The sequence below is a fragment of the Rhizobium herbae genome, from assembly GCF_017873135.1.
GTDB classification, from domain to species: domain Bacteria; phylum Pseudomonadota; class Alphaproteobacteria; order Rhizobiales; family Rhizobiaceae; genus Pararhizobium; species Pararhizobium herbae.
In genome coordinates, this window is record NZ_JAGGJV010000001.1 from 792,744 (window position 1) to 806,347 (window position 13,604).

11 protein-coding genes are annotated in these 13,604 nt (G+C 60.1%); 6 read left to right on the forward strand and 5 right to left on the reverse strand.

Features of this window, described 5'->3' with window-relative positions:
• Positions 1–50: 50 nt before the first annotated feature.
• The 4 genes from J2Z75_RS03970 to J2Z75_RS03985 all read right to left on the reverse strand — a co-directional run bounded on the left by J2Z75_RS03970 (position 51) and on the right by J2Z75_RS03985 (position 6,413).
• Positions 51–2,612, reverse strand: a complete 2,562-nt coding sequence (locus tag J2Z75_RS03970) for a GcvT family protein (RefSeq protein ID WP_209847975.1) — start codon at positions 2,610–2,612, stop codon at positions 51–53.
• Between the two features lie 157 nt (positions 2,613–2,769).
• Positions 2,770–5,298 carry a mechanosensitive ion channel family protein gene (locus tag J2Z75_RS03975; RefSeq protein ID WP_209848791.1) on the reverse strand — a complete coding sequence of 843 codons (2,529 nt, stop codon included), beginning with the start codon at positions 5,296–5,298 and terminating at the stop codon, positions 2,770–2,772.
• A gap of 146 nt (positions 5,299–5,444) precedes the next feature.
• The gene (locus J2Z75_RS03980; RefSeq protein WP_209847979.1) at positions 5,445–6,005 is read right to left on the reverse strand and encodes a DUF924 family protein; all 561 of its coding nucleotides are present in this window, start codon (positions 6,003–6,005) and stop codon (positions 5,445–5,447) included.
• A 153-nt stretch (positions 6,006–6,158) separates the two neighbouring features.
• Complete coding sequence (locus J2Z75_RS03985; RefSeq protein WP_209847981.1) at positions 6,159–6,413, reverse strand: hypothetical protein; 255 nt, start codon at positions 6,411–6,413, stop codon at positions 6,159–6,161.
• A gap of 39 nt (positions 6,414–6,452) precedes the next feature.
• On the opposite strand from J2Z75_RS03985, the gene J2Z75_RS29650 reads away from it, so the two are divergent.
• From J2Z75_RS29650 to J2Z75_RS04015, 6 genes are all read left to right on the forward strand, one after another.
• Positions 6,453–6,986 (forward strand): hypothetical protein, encoded by a 534-nt coding sequence (locus J2Z75_RS29650; RefSeq protein ID WP_407692731.1) that lies wholly within the window; start codon positions 6,453–6,455, stop codon positions 6,984–6,986.
• A 197-nt stretch (positions 6,987–7,183) separates the two neighbouring features.
• A complete protein-coding gene (locus J2Z75_RS03995) occupies positions 7,184–8,209 on the forward strand; it encodes a sulfate ABC transporter substrate-binding protein (protein ID WP_209847983.1) in 1,026 nt (341 codons plus the stop codon).
• Positions 8,210–8,215: 6 nt separating this feature from the next.
• A complete protein-coding gene (cysT, locus tag J2Z75_RS04000; protein ID WP_209847985.1) occupies positions 8,216–9,073 on the forward strand; it encodes a sulfate ABC transporter permease subunit CysT in 858 nt (285 codons plus the stop codon).
• On the forward strand, positions 9,063–9,950 hold the full coding sequence (gene cysW / locus J2Z75_RS04005; protein WP_209847987.1) for a sulfate ABC transporter permease subunit CysW: 888 nt from the start codon (positions 9,063–9,065) through the stop codon (positions 9,948–9,950). Before cysT ends, cysW begins: the two co-directional genes overlap by 11 nt.
• A gap of 15 nt (positions 9,951–9,965) precedes the next feature.
• A complete protein-coding gene (locus J2Z75_RS04010; protein WP_209847989.1) occupies positions 9,966–11,003 on the forward strand; it encodes a sulfate/molybdate ABC transporter ATP-binding protein in 1,038 nt (345 codons plus the stop codon).
• 259 nt (positions 11,004–11,262) lie between these two features.
• Positions 11,263–13,314, forward strand: a complete 2,052-nt coding sequence (locus J2Z75_RS04015) for an acyltransferase family protein (RefSeq protein ID WP_209847992.1) — start codon at positions 11,263–11,265, stop codon at positions 13,312–13,314.
• Here the strand turns inward: J2Z75_RS04015 and J2Z75_RS04020 are convergent.
• On the reverse strand, positions 13,304–13,585 hold the full coding sequence (locus tag J2Z75_RS04020; RefSeq protein ID WP_209847995.1) for a DUF6894 family protein: 282 nt from the start codon (positions 13,583–13,585) through the stop codon (positions 13,304–13,306). The two genes, J2Z75_RS04015 and J2Z75_RS04020, sit on opposite strands and share 11 nt — an antisense overlap.
• Positions 13,586–13,604: the final 19 nt, after the last annotated feature.

A 13,604-nucleotide genomic window follows, 5' to 3' on the forward strand; every position in this document is an offset into this window, starting at 1 on the left:
CGCTTATCGAGCAGATGCGCCAGGGTCATTTGCAGCTCGTCCTGTGAAGGTCAGCTTTTCGGCTTGAGGTTTTCCGGGTCGTAGATCGGCTTGTAGCCGACACCGACGACTTCGACCGGATAGGTCTCGGCAAAATACTCGACGTTCAGCTTGCGGCCCTCTTGGCAATAGGCGTGAGGAAGATAGGCAAGCGCAATGTTCTTGCCGATCGTCGGACCGAAAGCGATGGACGTGGTGTAGGAACGACGGCCGAGTTCGTCGATCAGCACCTCGCCGGTTTCCGGATCCATGACCGGCAACGACCCGACCGGGTAGCGCTTCACGCCCTTGGCATCGGTGTTTTCCGTCATCACCAGCGTGCAGAGCATGGCCGGCTGATGATCCCTTGCCTTGTACTCCAGGTGCTTGGCCTTGCCGCGGAAGTCCGCTTCCTTGACCTTCGGGCGGGCAAGGTCCGCTTCGATGAGGTTGTACTGGGTGAGAAGGTCCGCGTTCTGCAACCGCAGGCTCTTTTCCATGCGGCGCGAGTTTGCATAGGTCTCGACGCCGAAGGCCATGACGCCTGTTGCGCGCAGCGCATCCCAGACGGCAAGACCGTCCTCGTACTTCATATGCAGTTCCCAGCCCTGTTCGCCGACATAGGAGATGCGGAAGGCGGTGACGGTCTTGCCGCCGATTTCGAGTTGCTTGATCGCCGCGAAGGCGAAGTTTTCCGGATCGAGGCCAGCCGGGTCGGCGACGACCTTCTTCAGCGTTTCACGGGCATTCGGGCCCCAGATGCCGATGGTGATGAATTTTTCAGTGACGTCGGTGATGGTGACATCAAGGCCACGGTCCTGCGCCACGCGCTTCATGTAGTGGAAGTCGCGCGGGCCGGCATCGGCACCGTTGATCAGGCGGCAGCGGTCGGCCATACGGATGACGGTGAAATCGGCCCGCACCATGCCCTCGTCGTCGAGGAAGTGGGTGTAGATGCCCTTGCCGATATTGCCGTCGCCGCCGATCTTCGCGGCGCAGAGCCATTCGAGAAGCTCGACATGATCAGGACCCTCGATGTCCACCATGTGGAAATGCGAGAGGTTGACGATGCCGCAATCCTCGCTCATCGCCAGATGCTCGGCATTGGAGACGCGCCAGAAGTGGCGGTTGTCCCACTCGTTTTCACGCACGGGAACCTTGTCACCATACTTTTCCAGCAGGTGCTCGTTGGCGGCGTAACCATGGGCACGCTCCCAGCCGCCAAGCTCCATGAAGTAGCCGCCAAGCTCCTTTTCGCGCTCGTGGAAGGGTGAGCGTTTGACGCCGCGGCTCGAGGCATAAGGTTCGCGGGTATGCACGGCCGGGAAATAGATCTTCTGGGCGGCCTCGTAGCAGCGGTTCTCGATGAACTCTTCGGTCAGCTGGTGCGGATAGAAGCGGGCATAGTCGATGCTGTTGTGATCGATCTCCGTGCGGCCGTCGGTCATCCAGTCGGCGATCAGCTTGCCGTAACCCGGACCGTCCTTGACCCAGATGGCGACGCAATACCAAAGGCCGCGCACCTTCTGGCTTTCGCCGCAGGACGGGCCGCCGGCAGCGGAAACCTGCAGCAGGCCGTTGAAGGAATGGCCTTCGTTGTAGCCGAGTTCGCCGAGGATCGGCGTCAGTTCCATGGCCTTTTCGAGCGGCTCGATGATCTGTTCCATATCGAGGTCGCGCTGCGAAGGAGACAGGCGGGCTTCATGCTTTTCAAGAATGTCGCGCGGATGGCAGAGGCGCGGGTTGGTCTGCTCGTAATAACCCCATTCGATCTGGCCGCCTTCGGTGGTCTTCGGGTCGCCGGTGTCGCGCATATAGGCAGAGTTGCCCTGGTCGCGCAGAAGCGGGAAGCCGATCTCCTTGCCGGTGCCTTCGAACTCGTTGTAGGGGCCGAAGAAGGTCAGCGGATGATCCACCGGCATGACCGGCAGGTCTTCACCGACCATTTCGGCAATCAGGCGGCCCCAGATTCCGGCACAGACGATGACATGATCGGCCATGATCGTGCCGCGATGGGTGACGACGCCCTTGATGCGGCCGCCCTCGACGATCAACGACTTTGCCGGCGTGTTGCCGAATATCTGCAGCTTGCCGGATTTTTCAGCGGCGTCGACCAGCTTGCCGGCAACGGTCTGCGAACGCGGAATGACGAGGCCGGCGTCGGGGTCGAACATGCCGCCCATCACCTGATCTTCCTCGACCAGCGGGAACATCGCCTTGATTTCCTGCGGCGAAACGTAATGGGCGCGGGTGCCAAAAGCCTTGGCGGAGGACAGCTTGCGTTTGATCTCCTCCATCCAGGTATCGTCGCCGGTGCGCACCACTTCGAGACCGCCGATGCGGGCGTAATGGCCCATCTTTTCGTAGAAATCGATCGAATATTGGGTGGTCCAGACCGAGAGATAGTCGTGGCTGGTGGTGTAGCAGAAGTCCGAGGCGTGCGCCGTCGAGCCGATATCGGTCGGGATGCCGGACTTGTCGATGCCGACGATGTCGTCCCAACCACGCTCGATCAGGTGATGCGCGATGGACGCGCCGACGATGCCGCCCAGCCCGATGATTACGACCTTCGCCTTTTGAGGAAATTCTGCCATTGCTTGCGACCCTGATTGAAGACTGGAAGTCGATTTTTAAGGCTTGCGCCGTCAAGAGTAGAGCCTGTCTACGACATAATCATCATGCTGCACGACGACATCCGCATAGCGCACGGATTGGAACAGCCAGCGGCTCCGCCGGATGTCCACCGAACCTTCAATCCCTGTCCCCAACCGCTTCGACGGAGACCCGTCGGGGTCGCCGCTGCGTGCCGCTACGCTTGACCGCCTCCTCCGGGGACAGCGCTTCCGTGGGACCGGCCGCCTCGGCCTCCAGCGCGCGTGCATCCGCCTCCGGTCCGGGTGGCGGCGTTTCGGGTTCGATCGCTTCCTTGGGAAACGGCGCTCCAAGCCCCTCGTCCTTGAAACGCTCGTAGATCGCCAGCCGAAGATCGTTGCGCACGCCGTTGCCGTTGACGATATCGGCAAGGTATACCCGCAATTCAAAGGTCATGGTCGCGTCGCCAAAGGCGCTGAAGACGGCGAGCGGTTCGGGATTCTTGAGGACCAGAGGATGCGCGGCGGCGATCTGCAGAAGCGTGTCCATCACCTGGCGCGGCGCGCTGTCATAGCTGACGGTTACCGGGATGTCCGACCGACCCAGCTTGTTCTTGTGGGTCCAGTTGCCGACGGAAGCATTGATGAACAGCGAATTCGGCACCATGATCGTTTGGCGCTGGAACGTCTCGATCTCGGTTGCGCGAACGGAGATGCGCCTGACGAAACCCTCCGTCGTGCCCGTCACCACCCAGTCACCCACCTTGAACGGCCGTTCGACCAGAAGGATAAGCCCGGAGACGAAATTCGAGACGATGTTCTGCAGGCCAAAACCGACACCCAGCGAAAGCGCACCGGCAACCAGTGCCAGGTTCGACAGGTCAAGCCCCGCTGCGGAAATGCCGATCAGACTGGCGAGCCCCATGCCGAGATAGCCGACTCCTGTCTTGACCGAGTTGCGCACGCCCGTATCGATGCGGCTGCGGGCCATGACGCTGCCGTCGAGCCAGCGCTGAAACCAGCGTGTGACCACATAACCGGCAGCAAACATCAAAACGCCGGCGAAAATGCCGACGATCGAAATCGTGATGCTGCCGATCTTGATCTCGGTGAAGATACGATAGGCCCAAGCCTCGATATCGGCGATCTTGAATCCCCATTGCAACAGGAGCAGCGGAATGAAGAACAGCACCACCAGCACATAGATCCCAAGACCGGCGGCCAGACCGGCCTGATCGAGAGCCACCTGCCCCAACCCGAAGCGCTTTTCGAGATAGCGGCCGACGACCGTATCGGCGAGCGCATTCTGCTTGGCGATAGCCTTGCCCGTGAGGATGCCGATATACATCGTCACCAGGATGGCGCCGGTCATGACGATCTGCGTGGCGATGAACCGGGCAAGACCGACGTATCCCGCCAGGGTCGCAATGATCAGGGCCGCACCGGTGACAACGAACAGCAAGGAAACCGCTCGCGGCCAGGGTTTTCCCTGACCGTTGAGCGTGTCTCCCGCAGCCAGGATCGGCTTGATCAGCGACATAGCCATCAGGATCAAGCCGATGATGATCGACGCGATCAGGCTTTTGACGACGGTGAAGACGACCGGCGAGCCCATGACTTCGCTGATCGTACCGGCCAGGTAGTCGAGGCTGTTGACGACCGTCATGGCGAAGATCGCAAATACCAGCAGACGGGCGCCGTGATCGGAAACACGGACCAGGCGCCAGGCACTCTGCCGAGGCGCGAGAACGGCGTTCGCCAGCGTCGAAACGAACAGCAGCGCGACACAGATTGCCAGCGTGATCGAGATGATCGGCGCGATGTCCGGCCGCAGGACTTTGAATACCTGCAGAAAAAAGTAGCTCGTGGTCGCAAAGACGGCCATCGCCATCGTCGGGATCATCGTCGACCAGAACGCCACCGACAGGCGAGTGATATAGCCCGGCTCTTCACTCAGGGCTTCACGATGGATCAACGGGAAAAACAGCCTGCGCGTTCCGGCAAGCAGGATGAGCGCGGCGCAAAGCGAGAGGAACAAGGCCGTCAACAATTGCAGACGTTTGAAGTTCCAGGCAAACGTCAGCCAGCTGCCGACGGTACGCATGAATGCCTGCCGTTCCAGGCTCAAGGCGGCGATGGCGTCCATCACCATCGTCCGGTTGATGTCGGTATGCTTGAGCAGCGTGTTGCTGAACAGCGCGCGCCGCGTGCCGGTGATGCCGTTGGAAAGCTTGGTTGCCTGGATCGACAGATCCTCGGCGGTTCCGGTCAGCGCGTTGATTTCACCCCGCTCGGCAAGAAGACGCTTCCGCTCCTGGGCAACGACATCGGCTTCCGGCGGCGCGCCTTCCGCCGGCGCATCGCCCAGTTCCGCCAGACGCGCCTTGATTTCGTCCAGACGCGGCCGCGTGGCAACTGAGGTTGCGATAATCTGCTTGGCAGCGACATCGACCTCGACCTTCAGTTCGGCAAGGCGATTGTCGTCATCCGCAGCCTTCGCGACCAGATCCGTCAGCCGTACAATGTTTGTGCGGGCAGCCTCCAATTGCTGAGCAGTCTGCGCCTGCGGGCTCGCGGCTTCCACAGCCGGCTGCGGATTGGCATTGACGTCGGGCTGCTGCGCCATGACAGGCACCGACACGGCAAACATCCACAAAGACAGAAAGGCGGCAAAGAGTTTCGACATCATCGGCAAGAACATATCCTTTTCCCGGCGGCCGCATCAAAGCAGAATCGAAGCGCGGCGCAAACGGCTGGGCGTTGCATAGGCCGGAGCATCGCCAGATGCAAAATCCGATTTCCGGCTGATTGCGATTTTCCGGCCATTCGACGGTGTCAGAATCCGGAGCCCGGTTGAGACAGGAAAGTGATTTCCTCTGCCGTGGAAACACGGCCCAAAATCGCATTGCGATGCGGGAATCGTCCGAACTGCCGGATGATCTCGCAGTGGCGTATGGCAAAATCAAGGTAATTGGCATCGCCGAGTTCGGTGAAAAGCCTCACTGAGCGTACCTGGTCGGCAAGGCTTTCCGAATGCTCGAACGGCAGGTAGAGGAAGGTACGTTGATCAACCGACAGGCCGGCGTCCGCGCCCGCATCGATTGCAAGAGACGCCTCACGCAGCGCAAGGCCGTCTGTCGCAAAGGCAAGCGGCGTGGCCCGATACATGTTGCGCGGCATCTGGTCGAGCATGATCACGGCAGCCAGCCGCCTCTCCGGCGTCTCCCGCCACTCAGGCCCAACGTCGCGCGCCAGCGACAGGTGCGTCAGCCGAAATCGACGGTCACATTGGCTATCGAGCCCCGGTGGCGGTGTGAACCAGTCCTGCGGGTGCAATTCGTCAAACCAGAACGACAGGATCTCTTCCGGTGTGCATATGCCAGCGGCATCCGCCATCTTCTCCTCCCTCTTCCTTCACGCGCCGTGAATACGGCACGTCATGCGTGTGTGTTAACACAAACATAAGAAAGCGCCGGCATCGTTTCCATGCACGCATCCCGAGCATCGCCCGGCCGCCCCGGAAATCCACGCTTCGAGCGGATGGAATTCTTACCGCTCGCGCAGCAGGCCCGGCAAGGCACTCCCGCCCGGCCCATATTGCCGCCGGCCGGTTTCACATGCAATTTCGGCATTACCGCGACGAATGGCGCCTTCCCGCGCATTGGCCATGGCGTCGATCAGGTCATAGTCGCGATTGGATTTTCCGATCTTCTGGCCGATGGCGATCGTCGTCACCGAGACCGTGTCCATCTCGAGCGCCGGGCAAACGCGGGCGAAGGCGACGACATCGGCGATCTTTTCCATGACGTCTTCCCGCGCGCCTCGGGTCGCAGCAAAACCCGTATGCGACATCAAGAGGAGGAAAAGGGAGGCAAGGAATTTGCGTTTCATGACATTCAAGTCCCCGTGAAACCTCCCATATTCATTCTTGCTGATTCGCTGATATTCACAAGAGCGGCCGCTGCGCCGCCGCAAGCCTGGCGCAAGACGGCATTGTTCCGGGCCTTTTTAGGCTCGACTGGAAAATACCCACAGAAACCCTATGTCAAAGAAAGAAGGGGCCAGGGAGGCCTTGAAGGGAGTTCGGCGATGAAAAAGATGATTGTTGCGGCCTTAACCGCCCTGTCCCTGACATCCTGCGTGGAAGCGCAATCCTATCGTGGATCTTACGGCGGAATAGAGCCGATACCCGGCAGTATCACCTACAACGGCCAGCCCCGGACCAAGCTCAAAAAAGCGCCGGTCGGCAGTACGTTGCACAACAATTTCTACGGCCCATACGGTGAGCGGATCGAAGAAACCTACATGGTCATGCCCGACCGGTCTCTTAAGCTTGTCGCGCGACGCCGCGGTTTTATCGGTTTTCCGTACGACTGACATTCCGCCGGACAACAGGCTATGGTAGGGTCTGTCAGCAACAAGGGCAGCCTCCTGATGCCGTTGCGTGGCAAATGATTTCGGCATTGCCCTTGCCAAGGGCAGGACTTTCTCCGGCTGATCCGGGAAAGGGAAAGTTCTGCGTTATAATATTCCATCCAATGAATAGAGTATGCCTGCTAACAACGGAGGTAGACATGCGAGCGAAACAACTCACGAGATTCTTTACGGTGGCGCTTCTCGCCAGCAGCATCCAGATCGGCGGACTTGGTTTCGCATTTGCCGACACGACAATTCTCAATGTCTCCTACGACCCGACGCGTGAACTCTACAAGGATTTCAATGCAGCCTTCGCTGAAAAGTGGAAGGCGGATACGGGCGAGACGGTGACAATCCAGGCGTCGCATGGTGGATCGGGCAAACAGGCGCGTGCCGTGATCGACGGGCTGGAAGCCGATGTCGTGACGTTGGCGCTTGAAGCCGATATCGACGCGATCGCCAAGGAAACCGGCAAGATTCCGGCGGACTGGAAGACGAAGTTCGAAAACAACAGTGCGCCTTACACCTCGACGATCGTGTTCCTGGTGCGCAAGGGCAATCCGAAGGGCATCAAGGACTGGGGCGATCTGATCAAGGATGACATCCAGGTGATCACGCCGAACCCGAAGACCTCGGGCGGTGCCCGCTGGAACTTCCTGGCGGCCTGGGCCTGGGCACGCGCAGCCAATGGCGGCGATGATACCAAGGCGCAGGAATATGTCACCGAGCTCTTCAAACATGTTCCGGTACTCGATACCGGCGCGCGCGGTGCGACGACGACGTTTGTACAACGTGGCCTCGGCGACGTTCTGCTGGCCTGGGAAAACGAGGCCTATCTGTCGCTGGAAGAACTCGGTCCGGACAATTTCGATATCGTCACCCCGTCCATCTCGATCAAGGCCGAACCGCCGGTGGCGCTTGTCGATGGCAATGTCGATGCCAAGGGCACCCGCAAGGTGGCCGAAGCCTATCTGCAGTACCTGTACTCGGATATCGGCCAGAAGCTCGCTGCGAAACACTACTACCGCCCCTTCAAGCCTGAAGTCGCCAATCCGGACGACATCAAGCGTTTTGCCGATGTGAAGCTCGTCACTATTGACGAATTCGGCGGATGGAAGGAAGCTCAGCCGAAATATTTTGGGGATGGTGGGCTCTTTGACCAGATCTACAAGCCGGGGCAATAAGACTTTATGACCGCACGCACAGCTTCGCTGTGGCAATTCAGACAGCCGAGCGTCATTCCGGGATTCGGATTGGCGCTCGGCGTTACTTTGTCATGGCTCATACTTATCATTCTCATCCCGCTTTCCGGCCTTGCCTGGCGCTCCAGCGCCTTGGGCTGGCCTACCTTCTGGGCGCTCGCCACCGACCAGCGCACGGTCAATGCGCTGCGCATCAGTTTCGGCACTGCCTTCGCGGCGGCGCTCGTGAACGTGGTGTTCGGGGTCATTCTCGCCTGGGTCCTGGTCCGCTATCGTTTTCCCGGTAAACGCGTCATCGACGCCATGGTCGATTTGCCGTTCGCTCTTCCGACGGCTGTTGCCGGTATCGCGCTGACGACACTCTACGCGCCGAACGGCTGGATCGGCAGTCTGCTTGCGCCGCTCGGCATCAAGATCGCCTTCACACCGATCGGCATCGTTTTCGCGCTGATCTTCGTCGGACTGCCTTTTGTCGTCAGAACCGTGCAGCCGATCATGGAGGAAATCGACAAGGAAGTGGAGGAAGCCGCCGCAACGCTCGGCGCCAACCGTTTCCAGACAATCCGCCGGGTGCTTCTACCGGGGCTCGCCCCCGCAGTTCTGACCGGTTTCGCACTGGCCTTCGCCCGCGGCGTCGGGGAATATGGCTCCGTCATCTTCATCGCCGGCAACCTGCCCTATATCTCTGAAATAGCGCCTTTGCTGATCGTCATTCGACTGGAGGAATTCAATTATCCGGCAGCGACCGCGATCGCCGCGGTCATGCTTGTGATTTCCTTCGCCATGCTGTTGATCATCAACACGATTCAAGCCTGGAGCAGAAGGAGGTACGGCTATGGCGCATGACGCAGCTTCACACGGCGGCACCGGCAACACCGAACTGGTCCGGGTCGCCACGTCCGAGCACCGGCTGGCGCGCTATGGCCTGATCGGCCTTGCACTCTGTTTCGTCGGTCTTTTCCTGGTCCTGCCTTTGGCGGCGGTGTTCACCGAAGCCATGCGCAATGGTCCCGGCGAGTTCTTCACCGTTTTATCCGATCCGGAAACGTTCTCCGCCATCCGGCTGACGCTGATCGTCGCTGGTATTGCCGTACCGCTCAATCTGGTGTTCGGCATTGCCGCGGCCTGGGCGATCGCCAAGTTCGAGTTCAAGGGCAAGGCGTTCCTCACCACGCTGATCGACCTGCCCTTCTCGGTTTCTCCGGTGATATCCGGCATGGTTTTCATTCTCTTGTTCGGCTCCCACAGCCTGATTGGCCCATGGCTGCAGAGCCACGGCATCCAGATCCTGTTCGCCGTGCCCGGCATCGTGTTGGCAACGGTCTTCGTCACCTTCCCTTTCGTCGCCCGCGAACTGATCCCGCTGATGCAGGAACAGGGAACCAGCGACGAGGAGGCAGCCCTTTCGCTGGGCGCAAGCGGCTGGCAGACCTTCTGGTACGTGACGCTGCCCAACATCAAATGGGGCCTGCTCTACGGCGTCCTGCTCTGCAACGCCCGCGCCATGGGCGAGTTCGGCGCGGTTTCGGTCGTATCCGGACACATCCGTGGCCTGACCAACACCATGCCGCTGCAGGTGGAAATCCTCTACAATGAATATAATTTCGTTGCCGCCTTCGCGGTCGCAACGCTTCTCGCCCTGCTGGCCCTTGTTACCCTCGTTCTGAAATCGCTGCTTGAAATGAAGTACAGCGAACAGATCGCCGCCAGCCGCCGGCACTGAAAGGTTTAAGTGTAAATGGAAGTTCGCGTTCAAAACATCCGCAAGGAATTCAGCCGCTTTCCGGCGCTCAACGACGTCTCGCTCGACATTCGTTCGGGTGAGCTGATCGCCTTGCTCGGCCCTTCCGGCTCCGGCAAGACGACGCTGCTGCGCCTGATCGCAGGCCTTGAAAGCCCGACAGAGGGCACCGTTTATTTCGGCAACGAGGATGCGTCGCGCAAGACGGTGCAGCAGCGCAATATCGGCTTCGTGTTCCAGCATTACGCGCTGTTTCGCCACATGACCGTGCTCGACAATGTCTCCTTCGGCCTGACGATCCGCCCCGCCGGCCGCCGGCCTTCCAAGGCCGACATTCGCAAGCGCGCCCTTGAACTGCTCGATCTTGTTCAACTGAGCGGCCTTGAAAAACGCTATCCGGCGCAGCTCTCCGGCGGCCAGCGCCAGCGCGTGGCGCTCGCCCGCGCCATGGCCGTGGAACCGAACGTCCTGCTTCTCGACGAACCGTTCGGCGCACTCGACGCGCAGGTACGCAAGGAACTGCGCCGCTGGCTGCGTGAAATCCACGACCGCACCGGTCATACCACCGTGTTCGTCACCCACGACCAGGACGAGGCGCTGGAACTCGCCGACCGCGTCGTCGTCATGAGCAAGGGCAAGATCGAACAGATCGGCACGCCGGACGAAATCTACGATACGCCGAACTCCCCTTTCGTCTTCGGCTTCATCGGGCAGTCGAACATTCTTCCGGTGCGCGTCGAAAACGGCCAGCTTTGGCTCGATGACCGCTCGATCGGCGTCAGCGCGACGGGCGAAGCCGACGGGCCGGCCCAACTCTACTTCCGCCCGCACGATATCGAACTGCTCGACGGCTGCGGCGGCTGCATCGCCGGTATCGTCACCGTGACCCGCCGCGTCGCCGGCACCCGCCATGTCGAACTTGACATCGGCGCCACCCACAGCAAGGTCGAGATCGAACTTCCGCCGGAAAAAGTCACGTCCGATCATTCCCGCATCGCCTTCAGGCCGACGCGGTGGAAATTGTTCCGCAACTAGAAAAGAGGCGGCAACGACAGTCGGTGAAATTTTCCGCTGCCGGTGTCCACGATCGGCGGCAGTCCCCATCCGGCGTCATGTGCGGGTCATTGGCCCACGCATGACGCCGATTGCCGCTCTGCGGAAAACAGGCCCCAAGCGCCTGCGGGACACATAGGCTCTTGGTTTTTCATTCCTTTTGTTAAAAAGCGGACTTGATCCGCGGCAACAAGCCGTCGCATCGTTCCGCCAGCCTATTTGGATCTCGGCAGGGGACGCAATGAATTATAGACGCGAAATCGACGGGCTCCGGTCCGTCGCCGTGATTCCGGTGGTGCTGTTTCACGCCGGCTTCCAGCTGTTCAGCGGCGGCTTCATCGGGGTCGATATCTTCTTCGTCATCAGCGGATACCTGATCACCTCGATCATCATCGCGGAACGCGACAGGGGCGTTTTTTCGCTGCTCAAATTCTACGAGCGCCGCGCCCGCCGCATTCTTCCCGTGCTCTTCTTCGTCCTTTTGTGCTGCCTGCCCTTTGCCTGGGTATGGATGCTGCCCGCGCAGATGGCAAGCTTCGCCCGCAGCATCATCGCCGTCTGCCTGTTTGGCTCCAATTTTCTGTTCTGGCACGAAAGCGGCGGCTACTTCGCCGCAGCGTCCGAAGAACAGCCACTGCTGCATACCTGGAGCCTGGCGGTCGAAGAACAGTATTACATGCTGTTTCCGCTCTTCGTGATGCTGATGTGGCGGTTTGGCCGGCACGCGCTGATCGGCGCCATCGCCGCCGTCGCTTTGGCCAGCCTGCTGCTTGCGCAATACGGCTCTGTGAACTTCACGACCGCGAATTTCTACCTGCCGAACACCCGTGCCTGGGAATTGCTTGCCGGCTCGCTTTGCGCCTTCCTGCTCGCCGGCGGGCGGCAGTACAGCAGCAACATCCTGTCCTTGACAGGATTGGCCATCATCGTCTTCTCCATCTTCGCCTATGACGAGGCGACACCCTTTCCGTCCCTCTACGCCCTCGTCCCGGTCCTGGGCGCGGTGCTGGTCATCCTGTTCGCATCCGCAGGAACGCTGACGGCGCAGCTGCTGTCGACGCGGCCGATGGTCGGCGTCGGGCTGATCAGCTACAGCCTCTATCTCTGGCACCAGCCGGTTTTTGCCTTGGCGCGGATCCGCGGCCTCACCGAACCGTCGATGGCTTTGATGAGCCTCCTCGCACTCGCTTGTGTCGGCTTGGCCTACCTCTCGTGGCGGTTCATCGAGACGCCTTTCCGCAAGGGCAGCGGAGTTCAGCTCCTGCCCACTCCCGCCCGCATGCTGGGCGGCGGGGCGATCACCGCGGCGCTTTTCATCGGCATCGGCCTCTACGGCGTCTCGGACAACGGTTTGCAGTTTCGCCTGCCGCCGGACGCGCTGACGGCCCTTGCCGAACAGGAACATCACGATCCCGTCATGGACACCTGCCTGTTCGACAAGGGCGAAGCATCCTTGCCTCATCCCGTTCGGGATTGCCTGACCCAGCATTCAACAGCCAGCCGGACGATCCTGATCGGCGATTCGCACGCCGCCGCCCTTGCCGGGGAAGCCCTGCGCAGCTTCGATTCCAACAATGTCGATCTCTACGTGATGACGCATTCGGCTTGCGTCGGCTTTTCCGGATTCTATGTTTCCAATCCGAAATACAAGCTGCGCTGCGACCCATTCTTCCGTGGCATTGAGGACTACATCCAGAAAAGCGGCATGGCGACCGTTATCATGGCAAGCCGCTGGAGCCTCTATGTCGACGGAGCCCCCTTTGACAACGGCGAAGGCGGCATAGAGTCCCTGAAGCCCACCTATGTCGATCTGCTCGATCGTCTCGACGAGCATGCCACTCAGGGAGATCCCGCCCGCAAGGCCCGCGTGTTGAAGCAATATGTGGCCGACATCCAGAAATATCTCGACGCCGGCCGCAACGTGGTGCTTGTCTACCCTATCCCCGAAGCGGGATGGAACGTGCCGGAACGTGTTGCGAAAAGCGCGATGTACGGGGTCAAAAACCTGGAATTCAGCACCAGCTACGACCGATACAGACAACGAAACGGAGCTGTGATCGCTGCGTTCGATGCGATCTCCCATCCCAACCTCTTCCGCGTCCGGCCTGCCGATTTCTTCTGCGACAGCTTCCTCAAGGATCGTTGCATCAACAGCCTGAGCGCCGAAAGGGTCTTCTATTTCGACGACGACCACCTGTCCGATTCAGGCGCCGATTTGGTCGTTCCGGCCATATTGGCAGCGGTAGAAGTGATCAATGGCCGAACGGCAGGGCCGGCACTGGTCACGCGCTAGACCACTGGATCTTCAACTCCAGCTTCATTCTGACAACCGGCATGTGATCGGCATTCTGCACTTCGATTTCCAAGGCTTTGACCGGATCCTTCGGCAATCCGTCGAGCGCCATTTCGGCCAGGACGATCTTTGCCTGTCGGATCGCAGCCATCAAATCTGAAAAATCAAAAGCGTCGTCGGCCGGAATTGTGCCGTCATTGTCGATTACGTTGAAATAAAACGCGGCCATGGCGGTTTTTCCCCTTGTTGGAGAAAAGACATGAAAACGCAAAAGGTTGCCTGACGGAAAT

What these genes read in the sequence shown, in the direction of transcription:
- cysT (WP_209847985.1), top strand. Translation starts at nt 8,216, where the DNA reads ATGACCGCACGCACAGCTTCGCTGTGGCAATTCAGACAGCCGAGCGTC.
- cysW (WP_209847987.1), top strand. Translation starts at nt 9,063, where the DNA reads ATGGCGCATGACGCAGCTTCACACGGCGGCACCGGCAACACCGAACTG.
- J2Z75_RS29650 (WP_407692731.1), top strand. Translation starts at nt 6,453, where the DNA reads ATGCGACATCAAGAGGAGGAAAAGGGAGGCAAGGAATTTGCGTTTCAT.
- J2Z75_RS04015 (WP_209847992.1), top strand. Translation starts at nt 11,263, where the DNA reads ATGAATTATAGACGCGAAATCGACGGGCTCCGGTCCGTCGCCGTGATT.
- J2Z75_RS03995 (WP_209847983.1), top strand. Translation starts at nt 7,184, where the DNA reads ATGCGAGCGAAACAACTCACGAGATTCTTTACGGTGGCGCTTCTCGCC.
- J2Z75_RS03975 (WP_209848791.1), bottom strand. Translation starts at nt 5,298, where the DNA reads ATGATGTCGAAACTCTTTGCCGCCTTTCTGTCTTTGTGGATGTTTGCC.
- J2Z75_RS03970 (WP_209847975.1), bottom strand. Translation starts at nt 2,612, where the DNA reads ATGGCAGAATTTCCTCAAAAGGCGAAGGTCGTAATCATCGGGCTGGGC.
- J2Z75_RS04010 (WP_209847989.1), top strand. Translation starts at nt 9,966, where the DNA reads ATGGAAGTTCGCGTTCAAAACATCCGCAAGGAATTCAGCCGCTTTCCG.
- J2Z75_RS03980 (WP_209847979.1), bottom strand. Translation starts at nt 6,005, where the DNA reads ATGGCGGATGCCGCTGGCATATGCACACCGGAAGAGATCCTGTCGTTC.
- J2Z75_RS03985 (WP_209847981.1), bottom strand. Translation starts at nt 6,413, where the DNA reads ATGGAAAAGATCGCCGATGTCGTCGCCTTCGCCCGCGTTTGCCCGGCG.